This is a genomic window from Synechococcus sp. CCY 9618, from assembly GCF_019038415.1.
Classification (GTDB): domain Bacteria; phylum Cyanobacteriota; class Cyanobacteriia; order PCC-6307; family Cyanobiaceae; genus Cyanobium.
In genome coordinates this window covers 53,280-66,273 of the sequence record NZ_JAFKRG010000010.1, presented here as the reverse complement: position 1 = coordinate 66,273, position 12,994 = coordinate 53,280, and the positions used below count along the sequence as shown (strand labels likewise).

Genomic DNA, 12,994 nt, shown 5'->3' with positions numbered 1-12,994 from the left:
TGCACGAGGCCGTACAGGTAATGCACATTGCCTGGCTGGGCAAGAAATCCCCGTTCTGCGGCAACGTCACCTACGGCCTGAGCACCACCGAAGCCCTGCGGCAACGCGGCCATTCGGTGAGCTTCATCCATTTCGACACACCCACACCCTCCCTGGGCCGGCCGGATGCGGCGGGGAGCGATCCGAGCGTCAGCGCCGAGCCGCTGGGCAATCCGGAGGTGGCCCTCCCCTACCTGGTCAAATCGCAGGTCTACACGATCCCTTCCCCCGGAGCCCAGCGGGAACTGCGCGAGTCCCTGGCCCGGCTCCGGCCCGACCTGGTGCACGCCAGTCTCACCCTTTCCCCGCTCGATTTCCGGCTGCCGGACCTCTGCCAGCAGCTGGGGTTGCCGCTGGTGGCCACCTTCCATCCCCCCTTCGATGCCGGGTTGCGCAATCTCACCGCCGGCACCCAGCAGCTCACCTACCAGCTCTACGCCCCCTCGCTGGCGAAGTTCGACCGGGTGATCGTCTTCTCCGAACTGCAGGCTGAGGTGCTGGTGCGCCTGGGGGTCCGCCGGGAGCGGCTGGCGGTGATCCCCAACGGGGTCGACACCGACACCTGGATCCCCGCGGCCCCCGGCAGCGAGACCGATCTGGCCCAGCTGCGTCTGCTGGTGGGTGGTCGGCGGGTGTTCCTGTACATGGGCCGCGTGGCCACCGAGAAAAACGTCGAAGCGCTGCTGAAGGCCTGGAGACTGGTGCGACCCAGGGGCTGCGTCCTGGTGATCGTGGGGGACGGCCCCCTGCGCTCTTCGCTGCAGTACGGCAACGAAACAGATGTGATCTGGTGGGGCTACGAGCCCAATCGCGACCGACGGGTGGCGCTGCTGCAGCTGGCGGAAGTGTTCCTGCTGCCTTCCCTGGTGGAGGGGCTGTCCCTGGCCCTGCTGGAAGCGATGTCCTGTGGGACCGCCTGCGTGGCCACCGATGCCGGAGCCGATGGGGAGGTGCTGGAGGGCGGTGCCGGCATCGTGATCAGCACCCAGGGCGTCACCACTCAGCTCAGGACGCTGCTGCCGGTGCTTCGGGACCAGCCGGTGCTGACCGCCGAACTGGGGCGCCGGGCACGGGAAAGAGCCCTGGAGCGTTACACACTCACCGGCAACATCGATGCCCTGGAACGACTTTACGAAGAACTCTGCCCGCAACCGGTGGCGGCCTGATCACCCCCTGCTCAGCCATTTTTAAGCCATGACGAGTCTGCTGATTCACGTCAAGATGAGGCACGGTAAAAGGGCTCCATGACTTCACCCTTCCCCAGTGAGAGCCGATCGGCGCAGCGGGCGATGGTGTCCACCACCTCCCAGCCCCTGACCTGCTCGGAAAGGCCCACCGTCTCGATCGTCGACGACGACCCGCACATCCGGGCGATGGTGGCCGACGAGCTCACCGATTCCGGCTGCTTCGTGCTCTCCCTCCAAAACTGCCTGGCCCTTGACGAGGTGCTGGCGGACGGGGGGGTGGACCTGGTCTTCCTTGATGTGCAGATGCCCGGTTGCGACGGCATCGAGTGTCTGCGGGATCTGCGCTCCCGGGGGTTCACCATGCCGGTGGTCATCTTCACCTCCCTGAACGAACCGGAGCGGCGCCGCCAGGCCCAGGAGGCCGGCGCCAATGATTACGTGCTCAAGCACGAACTGCTCGACCGGCTGCCCGGCCTGCTGCAGCGGCTCCTGCCCCAGAGGCTCGAGAACCCCTGCCTGTGACGACGACGCCACCGATGGCCTCACCGGCGGGGGCGCCTCAACCGGGCTGGCGAGAGCGCCTGTTCGGCAGCCTGCTGGGCCAGCTCCGTCTGGCGGCCTTCGCGTCGGTCCTGCTGGGCTTCACCGCCGCCTCCGCCTTCACCCTGCTGCTCAACCAGCAGTGCCTGCTGCGTCAGCAGAAACGCCAGATGCTCGTCACAGCTGGCCTCCTCAATGCATCCCTCGACCAGCTCAGCCTTGATCCCTCACCGGAACGGACCCGGCAACTGCAGCTGGCGCTGGAACGTCAGAGCTCCCCTGGGAGGCTCTTCTGGGTGGAGCGCAGCGATGGTTCCCTGCTGCTGCCGATGCCGCCCACCGGGAACGGGGCTTCCCTTGCCCACCTGGCGGAGCGCACCCTGGCGGCCCACGGCAGCTCCGGGCCCGTGGCCGCCAGCCTCCACCTGCTGATCGGAACAGACCAGAAGCTGGTGCGGGGGATGGGAGGCCTGACCTTTCTCACCCATCCCGTGCATCAATCCCCCGATGGCAGTGCCCTCTGGGCCGCTGATGACATCAGCGGCAACCTCGCCACCCTGCGCTCGATGCTGCTGGGTCTGGTCGTGGTGTGGAGCCTCTGCCTGCTCCTGACCCTGGTGGCGATCTCCCTGCTGACCCGGCGCATCATCCAGCCCCTGCGGGATCTCAACCGCATGGCCGCCGGAGTCACCTCCGAGAGCCTGGCCAGCAGCCGCCTCAGGTTCGACCACGCCCCGCTGGAAGTCCAGGAGCTGGCCAGGGCCTACAACGGCCTGCTGGACCGGCTGTCCATGGCCTGGTGCCAGCAGCGGCAGTTCGTGGGCCTGGTGTCCCATGAACTGCGCAACCCGCTGATGATCATCGGCGGCTACCTGCGTCGCCTCCAGCGACGTGGCCAGAACCTGGATCCGGAGCAGATGCGCGCCCTGGCCACCACCGAGGCCGAGACCCACCGGATCACCCGCATGCTCAACGACCTGCTGGACCTCTCTCGCAGCGAATCCGGCCAGCTGCAGATGGTGCTGGCCCCCGTGGCGGTGGATGAGGTGCTCACCACCGCCTGCGATCTGGCCCGCAGCCAGCTGTCCCGTCCCCTGCTGCTCAACCTCCCCAAGGAAGCGGCGGAGGGACCGATCAAGGCCGTGGCCGAAACCGACCGCCTCCAGCAGGTGCTGCTCAACCTGATCGAGAACGCCGACAAGTATTCCCCTCCGGGACGGCCGATCACCCTGGACCTGGCCAGGGATGACAGGGGGCTCTGCATCAGCGTCCGTGACCAGGGCATCGGCATCGCCCCCGAGGACCTGCCCAAGGTGTTCGACCGCTTCCACCGGGGCCGCAACGCCGTCGAGCATGAGCGCGGTTCGGGCCTCGGGCTGTCGGTGGTGAAGCTGCTGGTGGAGGCCATGGGTGGCACGATCGACGTCGAGAGCCAGATGGATGTCGGCAGCCGCTTCGACATCCATCTGCCGGCGGCTCAGTAGCGCTCCGGCCGGGGCCTGTCCCAGTCAGGGGAGAGGCCCTGCAGGCGCAGGCGGTCTGCCGACGCCTCCAGACGCCGTCGGTCCAGTCGCCAGAGCCGGTAGACCCCGGCTCTGGCGATCACGGTGGGTCCGAGGTTTTGCCAGACGGGGGCGCGGGCGGTGGTGTGATCGATCACCATCAGCAGGGTGGGCTGTTGCTCCGGAGTGCTGGGCACCTGACCGTCCCGATGCTCGCGGCGCAACCGGTCCGCCAGGTTCACGGGCCCGAGGGCGCCCACCCCCTGGTAGATCACCACCCGCCTGGCGTAATAGAGCAGGGATGGCTTGAGGATGCCCACCATCGCCACGGGCTCCCCCGGACGGCCCTGGCGCTGCACCGCCGCCGCCATCCGGCGCACGGGCTCCCCCCGCAGCCGATCGCCGACGCTCCACAGGGGAACCAGTCCGGCGGGCACGAACACCGCGAGCGGCAGCTGCAGCATCAGCAATCGCAGGGGCGACCGATGGCGGCGCCAGAGCCAGCCCAGCAGGGCCGCCAGCAGCCAGCAGCCCGCCACCAACGGCACCAGGGGACTGGCCTGAAGCTCCTCCGCCAGGCCAGGCATCTCCGGATCCCGGATCAGGGGCAGCCAGAGGGGCGCCAGCAGGAACGCCACGCCCAGCAGCGCCGCCAGAGCCAGGCTCAGGCCCCAGGCCCAGCGCTCCCAGGGCCGACCGGTGGCGTCGGCCCAGCCGGCCTGGGCCGCCAGGGCGATCAGCAGGGCGGCCGCGGGGGTGGCCGGCAACCAGTAGCTCGGCAGCTTGGTGGCGGCGGCGGTGAAGAACAGCAGCACCGCCAGCAGCCAGCAGGCGGCGAAGCGGCCCAGGGAGGCGGCCGGGGGCAGGGGGACCGTGGGACACCAGGACCGCCGCCGCAGGGGCCCGATGGCCCGGGCCAGCCCCACCAGCAGCAGCGGCGACACCGGCAGGCTGGCCACCAGCAGCACCGGCAGGAAGAACCACCAGGGCTGCAGATGGCGGTTCACCACCTCGGTGAAGCGCTGCAGGTTGTGGTAGCCGAAGAAGCTGTCCCAGAAGGGGCGGCCCTCACTGTGCAGGGCCAGGAGATACCAGGGCAGGGCCACCAGGGCGGTGAGCACCAGGCCCCGCAGGGGCCGCAGCCGCCGCCAGAGCCCGACCAGATCGGCCTGCAGCCAGCCGAAGAGCAGCAGGGTGAGCGCCACCAGCACCACGGCCACGGGCCCCTTGGCCAGCACCGCCAGCCCCAGCACGGGCCAGGGCCGCCACCAGGGCCGCACCGGATCGGCGTAGGCCTGCCAGCAGAGCAGCAGGGTGAGGGCCACCAGGCCGCTGAAGAGGGAATCGCTCACAGCCGTGCGACCCCAGGCCAGCATCAGCGGCGAGAGCCCGAAGGCCAGGGCGGCCGTGAGGGCCGTCACCCCGGGGCGCGGACCGGAGGCGGGCTCCTGCCCTTGCCCTTCGGGTCTGCCCGACGGGGCCAGGGGCTGGGGCCAGCGCAGCAGGGTCTGGGCCAGGGCCAGCATCACGCCGATCGCGGCCAGGGCGGAGGGGAAGCGGGCAGCCCAGGTGCCGAGGGGATTCCACTGCTCCTGGCCCGGCAGGGCGTAGACGAGCCCCATCAGCCAGTACACCAGGGGCGGCTTGTCGTAACGGGGCAGACCGTTGACACGGGGAATCAGCCAGTCGCCCGTGTCGGCCATGGCCCTCGCCGACGCCGCGAACAGCGGCGGTGTCTCATCCACCAGCCCGGTGCTGCCCAGCTGCCAGGCGAACAGGACCAGTCCCAGCAGCAGCGTGATCAGCAGCACCCGGCGGCGCTGGGGGCGGGGCAGGGCAGGCAAACCGGGCAGGCGGGACGGATGGAACCTATCGCTCCCCGCCGCCCGCACCAGCCCCTCCGCCCCGCCCCGTCGCCCAGGCGGTGGCTTCGGGGTGCCACAGCCTGGCCCGCTGGTTGATCAGCAGCACGGAGACCAGGGCCAGCAGGGCGCCGAGCCACTGCAGGGGCTCCAGCCGCTCGTCCAGCAGAAGCAGCCCGCAGAGGACGGCGAACACCGGCGTGAGAAAGGTGAGCGCGGTGAAGCCGGTGAGGTCGCCGCTGCTGGCGAACCAGAAGAAGAGGCCGTAGGCCAGGGCACTGCCCAGCAGGGCGGCATAGGCCATCAGGCCCCACTGGATCCCGTCCCACTGGGGCCAGAAGGGCACGGTCTCAGCGCCCAGAAGGGATTCGACGCCGGCCACCAGCACCAGGGGCACGCCTCCGAGGAGCATGTGCCAGCCGGTGATGGCCACCGGATCGCTGCGGCGGGTGGCATAGCGGCAGAGCACGGTGCCGCCCGCCATCGCCGCCGCCGCCCCGAGCATCCAGCCCTCCCCATGGCTCCAGGCCGCCGCCTGCAGGGCCGGGGGACCCTGCAGCCACCAATGACGCAGCACCTCCCCCGGCAATCCCAGGCAGAGGATGCCCAGCAGGCCGATCAGCAGGCCCAGCCAGCCCACCGGATTGATCGCCTCCCCGAAGAGGCTGCGGGCCAGCAGGGCCACCAGCAGGGGCTGGGAATCGATCAGAACCGAACCAAGGCCGGCGCCGCTCTCGCCCAGGCCCCTGGCCAGCAGGCCCTGGAACAGGCTGCCGTCGACGGCGGCGAACAGCAGCAGCCAGGGCAGGTCGAGCGGGTCGACCCGCCAGGACCGGTTCAGGAGCCTGGCCGCCAGCAGCAGCACCACCCCGGCCGGCAGCAGCCGCAGGCTGGCCAGCATGGCCGGAGAGGCCCCCGCCAGCAGGGGCTTCATCGCCGCCATCGCCGTACCCCAGAGGGCGAAGGGAAGGAGCATCAGTACCCAGCGCAGGGTCCTGGGCATGGGGTGATGGGCCGGGGGTCGGTGGTGGGAATGAGGCGAAATGGAACCGGGGAAGGGCCATCCCTGGCCTTCTTTTTAAGATCCAGCCACCGCGCATCTCCACAATGCCCTGGCCCTGGTGCCGCAAGTCCCGTCGAACTCTGGCGCGCATCGCCATCGAGGGACCGATCGCCGGGGGCACCCGCACCCGGGTGCTGAAGGCGATTGAACAGGTGCACCAGCGGGAGTGCCCCGCCCTGCTGCTGCGCATCGACAGTCCCGGCGGCACCGTGGGCGACAGCCAGGAGATCCACGCGGCGCTGACGCGGCTGCGGCAGAAGGGCTGCCGGGTGGTGGCCAGCTTCGGCAACATCTCCGCTTCCGGAGGGGTGTACGTGGGGGTGGCGGCGGAGAAGATCGTCGCCAACCCCGGCACCATCACCGGCTCGATCGGGGTGATCCTGCGCGGCAACGACCTGTCGCGGCTGCTGGAGCGGATCGGCATCCGCTTCGAGACCGTCAAGAGCGGCCTGTACAAGGACATCCTCTCCCCCGACCGGGCCCTCTCCGAGGGGGAACGCCAGCTGCTGCAGGAGCTGATTGATGCCAGCTACGGCCAGTTCGTGGCCGCGGTGGCCAGCGGTCGGGGTCTGGAGGAGGAGGCGGTGCGGGCCTTCGCCGACGGACGGGTCTTCAGTGGCTCCCAGGCCCTCGACCTGGGCCTGGTGGATGCCCTGGGCGACGAGGACAGCGCCCGCCGGCTGGCGGCGGAACTGGCGGGGCTGGATCCGGAGAAGACCCGGCCGCTCACCTTCGGAAAGCCGCCCAGGAAACTGCTCGGCCTGCTGCCGGGAACCCGCCTGCTGCGTCAGGTGGCCCAGTCCCTGACCCTGGAGCTGGCCTGGAGCGGCCAGCCGCTCTGGCTCCACCGCCCCTGACGCCATGAACCCTGCTCTCGAGCTGCGGGCCCTGCGGGGAGCCACCACCGCCAGCGCCAACACTGCGTCGGCGATCGCCGACGCAGTGGGGGAACTGATTGAGGAACTGCTGGCCCATAACGATCTGACGGGAGAGCGTGTGCTCTCGGTCACCTTTTCGGTCACCGCCGATCTGGACGCCTGCTTTCCGGCGGCCATCGCCCGGCGCCGGGCCGACTGGGATGGCGTGGCCCTGCTCGACTGCCAGCAGATGGCCGTGGCCGGGGACCTGCCGCGCTGCATCCGGCTGCTGGCCCACGCCTGGATGGAGGCCAGCCGTGAGGTGATCCATCCCTACCTGAGGGAGGCCGCCCGGTTGCGACCCGACCGGCTGCCTGCCCGGCACCTGCCACACCAGGCCAGCTCCCCCGCCGACCACTGAATCCACGCCAGGCGCATCCGCCTGCTGAGACTTTCACTATTCACGCGCCGCGCCATGACTTTCTCTCGCCACCAGGGTGTCCACCCCGGGAGCCGGACCGCCGCCCTCGGTCGCTCCGTCCTCGGCGCCCTGGCCCTCGCCACCGCCCTCTCCCCCCTCGCTGCCGCTCCGGCCCTCGCCCAGGGCACCCCCGGGTTGATGGAGTTCCGCTGGGAGAACAACAAGGACTATCGCAAGCTCTACTTCTTCATGACGGACACGACACGCATGCAGCGGTCGGAGTACTACCTGATGTTGCGTCCGAAGGATCGCAAGACAGCGATTCTCAAGCTGAGCATCAGCGTTCCCAGCTACTTCGACGCCAAGATCGACGCCAAGCAGATCAAACTCTGCAAGATGAGCGAAGGAGGGATGCTCAAGAAAACCCGCTGTGAGAAGACCATTCCGGCCACTATCGAAGTGTCGGACAATGGCAAGGCCATCGAGATCTTCCCCGAGACCCCCGTCTCCGACAAGGACACCATCGGTGTCTACATGAACCTCTTCAACCCCTTCAACGCCGGCATGTATCAGTTCAACGCCCTGGCCCAGGCCCCAGGCGACATTCCGGTCTCCGGCTACCTGGGCAGCTGGCTGATCCAGATCGATCCCAGTGGCTCCAACTGATAGGGTGGCCAGCTGAGCAGCCAGCAACATGACGAAGCGCACCCTGGGAGGCACGAGCCGCAAACGCAAGCGGGTTTCCGGTTTCCGCGTGCGGATGCGCACCCACACCGGCCGCCGCGTGATCCGCACCCGCCGCCGCCGCGGGCGCGCCCGCCTGGCGGTCTGACGACGGCCGGACAGGCCTGTGGCCCTTCCCCAGCAGCACCGTCTCCGGGGCCGTCGGGTGTTTGATCGTCTCTACCGAGAGGGCCGTCGGCACCAGGGTTCCGCCGTCGTGTTGCGCGTCCTCCCCGCCAATCCCGCCCTGCTGCCGCCTGGCACACCCCCCGCCGCCAGCCCCTGGCGCTGCGGTGTGGTGATCAGCAGCAAGGTCAGCAAGCTGGCCGTGCGGCGCAACCGGCTGCGCCGTCTCATTCACGACCACCTGCGGCGTCATCCGCCGACGACGCCATCCCCCCAGTGGCTGCTGATCACCCTCAAACCCGGCTGCCTGGAGCTGGACGACGAACGGCTGCTGGGAGAATGCAGCCAACTCCTGCGCCAGGCAGGATTGCTCCTTGACCCCGGAGGACAGGGTGGAGAACAAGCTCGAGATCAATGAATCGGTCTTCTACGAGGGCGGTCCGGCCAGAGGCGACCTGATCCTGAATCTGCTCTTCGGACTCACTCTGATCGGCATCCCCTTCGCCGTGGGCGCCATTGTCCGGGCCCTGTGGCTGCGCTTCCGCATCACCAGTCGCCGCATCAGCGTCAGCGGCGGCTGGCTCGGCCGCGACCGCACCCAGGTGGTCTACAGCCAGATCCGGGAAGTGCGCTCCGTGCCCCGGGGCTTCGGTGCCTGGGGCGACATGGTGCTGGTGCTCAACGACGGCGCCAGGCTCGAGATGCGCGCGGTGCCGCGGTTCCGGGAGCTTGAGGCCTACATCGAGGAGCGTCGTGAAAGCCGCGGCAAAGGGGCCGGCCGCAGCCCCAAGGAGCCGGGGCCAGCCGGCTTCGCCCCCCCTGCCCGCGAAAGCGCCTGACCACCGCGGCCCCATCCGGTCTCCCCGGTCGGGCACACTGGCAGCCGAGAGTCCCCACCCCAGCGCACCCCTGCCGTGATCGGCTACATCTCCGACAACCTGCTGCTCCCGATCCTCGATTTCTTCTACGGATTGGTGCCCAGCTACGGGCTCGCGATCGTGGCCCTCACCGTGGTCATCCGCCTGGCCCTGTTCCCGCTGAGCGCCGGCTCGATCCGCAGCGCCCGGCGCATGCGCATCGCCCAGCCCGTGATGCAGCAGCGCCAGGCGGAGATCAAGGCCAAGTACGCCAACAACCCCAAGAAGCAGCAGGAGGAACTGGGCGGTCTGATGAAGGAGTTCGGCAGCCCCCTGTCGGGCTGCCTGCCCCTGCTGGTGCAGATGCCGATCCTGTTCGCCCTGTTCGCCACCCTGCGCGGATCCCCCTTCGCCGATGTCCCCTATCCGATCAACCTGAAGGTGCTGCCGGCCGAGGAGATCGCAGCGGTGGAAACCAAGCCCTTCAACAGCGCCAGTCACTCGATCTTCATCACCGAGACCGACCACGTGCCGGTGATTGCCTCTCTGGAGAGCGGCACCAAGCTCGGCGTCGGGGAGAGCTCCCAGGTGGCGCTGCACACCAAGGAGGGGGCCAGCTTCGCCTCCCTGCTCAGCGACGTGGAGCACGGCGACAGCTTCACCCCCAGCTGGGAGGTGACCAAGGGTGAGAACGTCGTGAAGGTCGACGATCAGGGGCACATCACTGCCCTGGCCCCCGGCGACGCCACCGTGGAGGCCCGGATTCCGGGCCTGGCCGCCCGCAGCGGCTTCCTGTTCATCAAGGCCCTGGGCCAGGTGGGCTTCTACACCGATGGGGCCGTGAACTGGGACATCGCCATCCTGGTGGGGGCCTTCGGCGCCACCCTGTTCGCCTCCCAGCTCCTCTCCGGCATGGGGATGCCCCCCAATCCCCAGCAGGCCACCGCCAACAAGATCACCCCGGTGATGATCACGGCGATGTTCCTGTTCTTCCCCCTTCCCGCCGGCGTCCTGCTCTACATGGTGGTGGCCAACGTCTTCCAGGGGCTCCAGACGTTCCTGCTCACCCGTGAGGCCCTGCCCGACAACCTGCAGGCGATCCTCGACAAGCAGGTCGCCCAGCAGACGGTGACGGCAACGGCCGGCAGTGGTGGCGGCCGCCTGCCCTTCGAACCCAAGGCCAAGAAATGAGCTCCCGGCTGCGCCCGCTGCCCCTGCAGGAGCTGCGGCTGCAGCCGGAGGGCCGGACGTGGCAGGTGGACCAGTCCATCGACGGCCTCGCCAGCCTGACGCCGGTTCGGGGTCAGCTGCACGCCCGGCACCATGGCAGCGCCCTGGAGGTGGACGGCAGGGCGGAAACAATCCTCACCCTCTGCTGCGACCGCTGCCTGCAGAACTACAACCACTCCCTGGCCGCCACGGCCCGGGAGCTGATCGAAATCGGCGGCGCGGAGCCCGAGGAGGAGGAGGTGGTGTTTGCGTCCGCAGACCCGGTGGAGCGCCTCGATCCCGGCAGCTCCTTCGATCCGGAGCGCTGGCTCTATGAGCAGCTGAGCCTGCAGCTGCCCCCGGTGAACCGCTGCGGCGCCGACTGCCCTGGCCCGCCACTGCCCCGGCAGGACGGGAGCGACGACCGGAACGGCGACCCCCGCTGGGCGGCCCTCCGCACCCTGCGCTGAGCCATGGCGCACGACCTTGCCGATCAGCTGGACCTGCTGATCCGCTCCCGAACCCCGATCATCTGGATCCGCAGCCTGGAGGAGGAGCGGGTGGAGGCGCTGCTGGTGCGGGCCGCCGAGCGGCTGGGCGGGCGCACCCTGCTGCGCTGGGACTTCATCGGCGGACTGGCCGGAGCAGCGAGCCTGCAGGGCCAGGCCGTGCGACAACCGATGGCGGCTCTTGACGGGCTCAATGGGCTCCCCGCCGAGCAGGGGGCCATCCTGCTGCTCAAGGACTTCCATCGCTACGCCGATGACCCGGGGATCTGCCGGCGGCTGCGCAACCTGGCCGCCAGCCTGCGGCAGGTGCCCCACACCCTGGTGATCAGCGCGCCGGAGTGGCAGTTGCCGCGGGAACTCGAGGACAGCGTCACCCTGCTGGAACTGCCCCTGCCCGAGGCCCGGGAGATCGGCCGGCTGCTGCGGGCCATCGCCGAAGCCAGCGGCCAGCCCCTGGAGCCGGGGGTCCTGGAACAGCTCACCGCCGCCTGCCACGGGCTGAGCGAGCAGCGGGTACGCCAGCTGGCGGCCCGGGCCCTGGCCCAGCGGGGCCAGCTGGGGGCCTGTGACCTGGCGGAGGTGCTGGAGGAGAAGCGCCAGGCCATCGCCCGCAGCGAGCTGCTGGAGTACTGCCCCACCGAGGCCACCCCTGCCGACATCGGCGGCCTGGAGGCGCTCAAGCACTGGTTGGAGCAGCGCCATCGGGCCTTCGGCGAGGAGGCCCAGCGCTACGGCCTGCCGCTGCCCAGGGGGGTGCTGCTGATCGGCCCCCAGGGCACAGGCAAGTCACTCACCGCCAAGGCGATCGCCCACAGCTGGGCCATGCCCCTGCTGCGGCTCGACGTGGGCCGCCTGTTCGCCGGCCTGGTGGGGGCCAGTGAGGCCCGCACCCGGGAGATGATCCAACGGGCCGAGGCGATGGCCCCCTGCGTGCTCTGGATCGATGAGATCGACAAGGGCTTCGGCGGCGGTGACGGCCGCAGCGACGGCGGCACCAGCCAGCGGGTGCTGGCCAGCCTGCTCACCTGGATGGCGGAGAAGACCAGCGCCGTGTTCGTGGTGGCCACCGCCAACGCGGTGGAGCGGCTGCCGGCGGAGCTGCTGCGCAAGGGCCGCTTCGACGAGATCTTCCTGCTGGAGCTGCCCGACGCCGAGGAACGCCGGGCGATCCTCGATCTGCAGCTGCGGCGCCGGCGGCCGGCCCACACGATCCCCCTGGAGGTGCTGGTGGATCGCACCGCCGACTTCTCCGGCGCCGAACTGGAGCAGACGGTGATCGAGGCCATGCACCTGGCCTTCGGGGAGGGCCGCGAGCTGGGGGAAGCCGACCTGATCGCCGCCGCCAGCCAGGTGGTGCCGCTCTCGCGCACGGCCCGGGAGCAGCTGGAGGCCCTGCGCAGCTGGGCCAGCAGCGGCCGGGCCCGGCCTGCGTCAGCCGCCGGGCGGCCGTCCTGACCCGCCCGACCGCCAGCCCAGAGACAAGGAAGAATCCGAAGAGAATCGATCGGAACATCCACAGAAATTCTGGAGATTGCGCCGACTTGACACCGAGAGCCCCCCCGAAGCTGCAGCAGACGTCTTCAACAACAGGCCACCCCGTCAGTCAACAGCGGAAAGCCTCGTCAGCACTGGCGGCCAAGTGGATTCGGCTGAATCCGTTCCTGCAGGCGAGCAATGGATTCAGCCACTTCATGGCAAGAGGGACCGATCCGGATGTAACGGCTTCATGAAGAACAACCACGCCTGGTAACAGCTTCCCGGCTGATGCCGTGCCGGACGAATCTGTGCCCGTAGCGTCATGCGAACTCCCCGATGGAAGCCGCCGTGACTCCGAGCCCCAGCCCCCGCTCCGGCAGCGAACTCACTTCCCAGCTCGCGGTGGCCAGCCTTGGTGCCGGCGTGATCACCACCCTGGCCGTGGCCCAGGGCCAGAGCCCTCTCACAGCCCTCGCGATCACCCTGTTCTCGGCCGTGGCCGCCGTGGTGGTGGGTCAGGTGATCTCGCACAACTGAACCTGGTTGCCTGAGGCGGGCCCCAGGCCGGGTGCAGGCCATCCCAGGGCTGCCCGCCGCCTCCCGGGAGCTGACCCCCACCAATC

The 12,994-nt window shown here is 69.7% G+C and carries 15 protein-coding genes; 13 read left to right on the top strand and 2 right to left on the bottom strand.

Annotated features, from left to right (window positions below; genetic code table 11):
• Positions 1-20: 20 nt before the first annotated feature.
• The 3 genes from KUG41_RS03345 to KUG41_RS03335 all read left to right on the top strand — a co-directional run bounded on the left by KUG41_RS03345 (position 21) and on the right by KUG41_RS03335 (position 3,250).
• On the top strand, positions 21-1,205 hold the full coding sequence (locus KUG41_RS03345) for a glycosyltransferase family 4 protein (protein WP_216901058.1): 1,185 nt from the start codon (positions 21-23) through the stop codon (positions 1,203-1,205).
• A 78-nt stretch (positions 1,206-1,283) separates the two neighbouring features.
• On the top strand, positions 1,284-1,748 hold the full coding sequence (locus tag KUG41_RS03340; RefSeq protein WP_216901056.1) for a response regulator transcription factor: 465 nt from the start codon (positions 1,284-1,286) through the stop codon (positions 1,746-1,748).
• Between the two features lie 14 nt (positions 1,749-1,762).
• Complete coding sequence (locus KUG41_RS03335) at positions 1,763-3,250, top strand: cell wall metabolism sensor histidine kinase WalK (protein ID WP_216901054.1); 1,488 nt, start codon at positions 1,763-1,765, stop codon at positions 3,248-3,250.
• Here the strand turns inward: KUG41_RS03335 and KUG41_RS03330 are convergent.
• Together KUG41_RS03330 and KUG41_RS03325 are read right to left on the bottom strand one after the other, a co-directional pair.
• Positions 3,244-5,112 (bottom strand): glycosyltransferase family 39 protein, encoded by a 1,869-nt coding sequence (locus tag KUG41_RS03330; RefSeq protein WP_216901052.1) that lies wholly within the window; start codon positions 5,110-5,112, stop codon positions 3,244-3,246. The genes KUG41_RS03335 and KUG41_RS03330 overlap by 7 nt on opposite strands.
• Positions 5,113-5,137: 25 nt before the next feature.
• On the bottom strand, positions 5,138-6,133 hold the full coding sequence (locus KUG41_RS03325) for a DMT family transporter (RefSeq protein ID WP_216901043.1): 996 nt from the start codon (positions 6,131-6,133) through the stop codon (positions 5,138-5,140).
• Between the two features lie 104 nt (positions 6,134-6,237).
• Here KUG41_RS03325 and sppA point away from each other — a divergent pair, with 104 nt between their 5' ends.
• From sppA to KUG41_RS03275, 10 genes are all read left to right on the top strand, one after another.
• A complete protein-coding gene (gene sppA, locus KUG41_RS03320; protein WP_216901041.1) occupies positions 6,238-7,050 on the top strand; it encodes a signal peptide peptidase SppA in 813 nt (270 codons plus the stop codon).
• Positions 7,051-7,054: 4 nt separating this feature from the next.
• Complete coding sequence (gene aroH, locus KUG41_RS03315) at positions 7,055-7,471, top strand: chorismate mutase (RefSeq protein ID WP_216901039.1); 417 nt, start codon at positions 7,055-7,057, stop codon at positions 7,469-7,471.
• Positions 7,472-7,525: 54 nt separating this feature from the next.
• Positions 7,526-8,137 (top strand): DUF2808 domain-containing protein, encoded by a 612-nt coding sequence (locus KUG41_RS03310; RefSeq protein WP_216901037.1) that lies wholly within the window; start codon positions 7,526-7,528, stop codon positions 8,135-8,137.
• Between the two features lie 28 nt (positions 8,138-8,165).
• On the top strand, positions 8,166-8,303 hold the full coding sequence (gene rpmH / locus KUG41_RS03305; protein WP_216901035.1) for a 50S ribosomal protein L34: 138 nt from the start codon (positions 8,166-8,168) through the stop codon (positions 8,301-8,303).
• 18 nt (positions 8,304-8,321) lie between these two features.
• Complete coding sequence (gene rnpA / locus KUG41_RS03300) at positions 8,322-8,738, top strand: ribonuclease P protein component (RefSeq protein ID WP_216901033.1); 417 nt, start codon at positions 8,322-8,324, stop codon at positions 8,736-8,738.
• Positions 8,695-9,159, top strand: a complete 465-nt coding sequence (locus KUG41_RS03295) for a PH domain-containing protein (protein WP_216901031.1) — start codon at positions 8,695-8,697, stop codon at positions 9,157-9,159. The genes rnpA and KUG41_RS03295 overlap by 44 nt, the downstream gene beginning before the upstream one ends.
• 75 nt (positions 9,160-9,234) lie before the next feature.
• Positions 9,235-10,368: a membrane protein insertase YidC gene (gene yidC, locus KUG41_RS03290; protein ID WP_216901029.1), complete on the top strand. Its 1,134-nt coding sequence runs from the start codon at positions 9,235-9,237 to the stop codon at positions 10,366-10,368.
• Entirely contained in the window at positions 10,365-10,856 is a 492-nt protein-coding gene (locus tag KUG41_RS03285) for a DUF177 domain-containing protein (protein ID WP_216901027.1), read from the top strand. The genes yidC and KUG41_RS03285 overlap by 4 nt, the downstream gene beginning before the upstream one ends.
• A gap of 3 nt (positions 10,857-10,859) precedes the next feature.
• On the top strand, positions 10,860-12,350 hold the full coding sequence (locus tag KUG41_RS03280; RefSeq protein ID WP_216901025.1) for an AAA family ATPase: 1,491 nt from the start codon (positions 10,860-10,862) through the stop codon (positions 12,348-12,350).
• A 369-nt stretch (positions 12,351-12,719) separates the two neighbouring features.
• The gene (locus KUG41_RS03275) at positions 12,720-12,908 is read left to right on the top strand and encodes a hypothetical protein (RefSeq protein ID WP_254216798.1); all 189 of its coding nucleotides are present in this window, start codon (positions 12,720-12,722) and stop codon (positions 12,906-12,908) included.
• The last annotated feature ends 86 nt before the right edge of the window (positions 12,909-12,994 follow it).

Bases quoted from the DNA above. Each gene is read 5' to 3' on its own strand.
- KUG41_RS03345 (WP_216901058.1), top strand. From the start codon at position 21: ATGCACATTGCCTGGCTGGGCAAGAAATCCCCGTTCTGCGGCAACGTC.
- KUG41_RS03340 (WP_216901056.1), top strand. From the start codon at position 1,284: ATGACTTCACCCTTCCCCAGTGAGAGCCGATCGGCGCAGCGGGCGATG.
- KUG41_RS03335 (WP_216901054.1), top strand. From the start codon at position 1,763: ATGGCCTCACCGGCGGGGGCGCCTCAACCGGGCTGGCGAGAGCGCCTG.
- KUG41_RS03325 (WP_216901043.1), bottom strand. From the start codon at position 6,133: ATGCCCAGGACCCTGCGCTGGGTACTGATGCTCCTTCCCTTCGCCCTC.
- sppA (WP_216901041.1), top strand. From the start codon at position 6,238: ATGCCCTGGCCCTGGTGCCGCAAGTCCCGTCGAACTCTGGCGCGCATC.
- aroH (WP_216901039.1), top strand. From the start codon at position 7,055: ATGAACCCTGCTCTCGAGCTGCGGGCCCTGCGGGGAGCCACCACCGCC.
- KUG41_RS03310 (WP_216901037.1), top strand. From the start codon at position 7,526: ATGACTTTCTCTCGCCACCAGGGTGTCCACCCCGGGAGCCGGACCGCC.
- rpmH (WP_216901035.1), top strand. From the start codon at position 8,166: ATGACGAAGCGCACCCTGGGAGGCACGAGCCGCAAACGCAAGCGGGTT.
- KUG41_RS03285 (WP_216901027.1), top strand. From the start codon at position 10,365: ATGAGCTCCCGGCTGCGCCCGCTGCCCCTGCAGGAGCTGCGGCTGCAG.
- KUG41_RS03280 (WP_216901025.1), top strand. From the start codon at position 10,860: ATGGCGCACGACCTTGCCGATCAGCTGGACCTGCTGATCCGCTCCCGA.